Here is a 3,245-nt window from a genome sequence, read left to right on the forward strand (position 1 = left end):
CGGTGCCCGCCGCGGCCAGCGCGGCGACCGTGCGCAATTCGAACACCTGGCGCGGGGTGAACCGGATGTCCTTGGCCCGTGCCCGCGCGACCACCTGGATGGCGGCGATGCTGTCGCCGCCGATGGCGAAGAAATCGTCGTCGGCGCCGACCTGCGCACGGCCGATCACCTCGGCGACCACCTCGGCGAGCGCCTGCTCGGCGGCGGTGGCCGGGGCGCGATGCGTGGTGGCGGCGGGGCGCGGGGCGGGCAGCGCGGACCGGTCCACCTTGCCGACCGAGGTCAGCGGCATCTCCGGCAGCACGAGCACCGCGGCGGGCACCATGTATTCGGGCAGCCGGGCGCGCAGCCCGGCCAGCAGGGTCGCCTCGTCCAGCGGCACGCGCTCGGCGGCGCGAACTTCCGCGGCGACCACATAGGACACCAGCATCGGCGCGCGCCCCGGCTGCTCGCGGCCGACGGTGACCGCCTGCGCGACGCCGGGCTGGGCGAGCAGCGCGGCGTCGATCTCGCCGAGTTCGATGCGGAAGCCGCGGATCTTGACCTGGAAGTCGGTGCGCCCCAGGTATTCCAGGGCGCCGGCTCCGGTGCGCACGACCAGGTCGCCGGTGCGGTACATCCTGGCGCCCGCCGCGCCGCCCGCTTCCTGGGCGAACGGATCGGCGAGGAACCGCTCGGCGGTCAGCGCGGGCTTGCGGTGGTAACCGCGGGCCAGCTGCGCGCCGGCCAGGTAGAGCTCACCCGGCACGCCGTCGGGGACCGGGGACAGCGCGTTGTCGAGCACGTAGACGCGGCTGTTCCATTCCGGTGCGCCGATCGGCACCGAGGCCGAATCGGCTTCGGTCACCGCGTGATCGGTGATCGACACGGCGGCCTCGGTGGGGCCGTAGAGATTGTGCAGCGACACCCCGCCCGCGCGCACCCGCGCGGCCAGCGCGGCGGGCAGTTCCTCACCGATGGCCAGCACCAGGCGCACCGAATCCGGCAGGCTGCCGCCGCCTTCGGTGACCAGCGCGTCGAGCATCGAGGGCACCGTGTGCAGGGTGTTGACCCCGGTCTCGCGGATGAGGGTGTTGAGGTAGGCCGGGTCACGGTGACCGTCGGCGTCGGCGATCACCAGGCGTCCGCCCGCGACCGCCGCCGACCAGAACTCCCAGACCGACAGGTCGAAGGTGGCCGCGGTCTTCAGCAGCACGATGGTGTCGCGGTCCAGGCCGAATTCGGCGGTCTTCCAGAGCAATTGGTTGACGATCGCGCCGTGCGAGATCGTCACGCCCTTCGGGGTGCCGGTCGAGCCGGAGGTGAAGATGATGTAGGCCGGATGGTCGGCGTGCAGCTTGCCGTTGCGCTCCGAGGGCGCGATGGCCGCCGGGGAGAGCGTCGAGAGGTCGAGCGCGTCCACCACCACGGTGAGCGCGGCGGTGCTGTCGAAGGCGTCGCGGGTCGTGGTCAGCACGCAGATCGGCGCGGCGGTGGTGAGGATCTGCTCGATGCGCTCGATCGGCTGATCGGGATCGATGGGCACATAGGCGGCGCCGGACTTGGCGACCGCGAACATGGCCACCACCAGGTCGACGCTGCGGCGCATGGCCAGCACCACCCGGTCCTCCGGGCGCACCCCGCGCCGGATGAGGTGGCGGGCCAGCCGGTTGACCCGCTGGTCGAGCTCGCCGTAGGTGATCCACACGGCGCGCTGGCCTTCGCCCGCCACCAGCGCCAGCGCCTCGGGGCTGCGCATGACGGTGTCGTCGAGCAGCGAGGACAGGTTCGCGCGCGGGTCGATCCAGTGTTCGGTCTCGTTGGCGGTGCGCAGAATCCGCTCGCGCTCGGCGGCCGAGAGCAGGTCGATGCCCGCGACGCTCACCATCGGATCGGCCAGCACGGTGTCGAGCACACGCCCGAACCGCTCGGCGACGGCCTGCACGGTGGACTCGTCGAACAGGTCGGTGGCGTAGCTGAAGTCGGCCAGCAGCTCGGCGGGCGTGCCGTCGGCCTCGTACCGGTCGGTGACGGTGAGCTGCAGGTCGGTCTTGGCCAGATGGGTCTCGAACTCCAGCGGCGCAACCCGCAGGCCGGGCAGCTCGAAGGTGGTCTCGCGCAGGTTCTGGAACGAAAGGCCCACCTGGAACAGCGGATTGCGCGCGGTCGAGCGCGCCGGGTTCAGCACCTCGACCAGGCGCTCGAACGGCACGTCGGCATTGTCGAAGGCGGTCAGGTCGCCCTCGCGCACCTGCGCCAGCAGTTCGGTGAAGCTCTCGCCGGGACGCACGCTCGTGCGGAACACGACGGTGTTGACGAACATGCCGATCAGGTCGTCGAGTTCGCGTTCGCCGCGACCGGCCAGCGGGGTGCCCACGGCGATGTCGCCGGAGCCGGACAGCTTGGCCAGCAGCACCGCGAACGCGGCGTGCACGACCATGAACAGCGAGGCGCGGTTGGCCCTGGCCAGCTCCTGCAGGGCGGCGTGCCGGTCCGCGGAGACGACCAGCCGCACGGAGGCGCCCTGGAAGGACTGGGCGGGCGGACGCGGGTGGTCGGCGGGCAGGTCGAGTTGGTCGGACAGCCCGGCCAGACGCCCGCGCCAGTAGGCGATCTGCCGGGCGGCCACCGAGTCCGGGTCGTTCTCGTCGCCGAGCACCGCGCGGTGCCACAGCGCGTAGTCGGCGTACTGCACCGGCAGCGGGGTCCAGCGCGGTGTGCTGCCGTGCAGCCGGGCGGTGTAGGCCACCATGATGTCGCGGGCCAGCGGGGCCATCGAGGCGCCGTCGGCGGAGACGTGGTGCACCACGAAGGTCAGCACGTGCTCGGCGGGCGCCACGCGCAACAGCGCGACGTGGAACGGGATCTCGCGGGTCACGTCGAAGGTGCGCCCGGCCAGGTCGGTCACCGTGGCGAGCAGCCGGTCCTCGGGCACGTCGACCGGCACCAGCGCGACCGGCTCGGTGGGCACCGGATGGATCAGCTGGTACGGGCGTTCGTCGCCGCCGGGGTAGACGGTGCGCAGCACCTCGTGGCGCGCGAGCACGTCGGTGATGGCGCGGCCGAGCGCGGCCACGTCGAGTTCACCGGACAGGCGCACGGCCATCGGGATGTTGTCGACGGCGGAGGCGGCGGTGTCGTACTGGTTGAGGAACCAGTAGCGCCGCTGCGCCGGGGACAGCGGAATCCGGTCCGGGCGCTGCCCCGCGACGAGGGCGGGCCGGGTGATGGCAGGCGCGGTGGAGCCGAGCCGTTCGCCGAGGCGG

At 72.6% G+C, this 3,245-nt stretch carries 1 protein-coding gene; it reads right to left on the bottom strand.

The genetic code is table 11. From position 1 onward, the window contains the following. Positions 1 to 3,245 (bottom strand): non-ribosomal peptide synthetase (locus tag ON26_RS23625; protein ID WP_040798693.1); only part of this gene is annotated, 3,245 nt, incomplete at both ends.

It is taken from the genome of Nocardia higoensis NBRC 100133 (assembly GCF_000308595.1).
Taxonomy (GTDB): Bacteria; Actinomycetota; Actinomycetes; order Mycobacteriales; family Mycobacteriaceae; genus Nocardia; species Nocardia higoensis.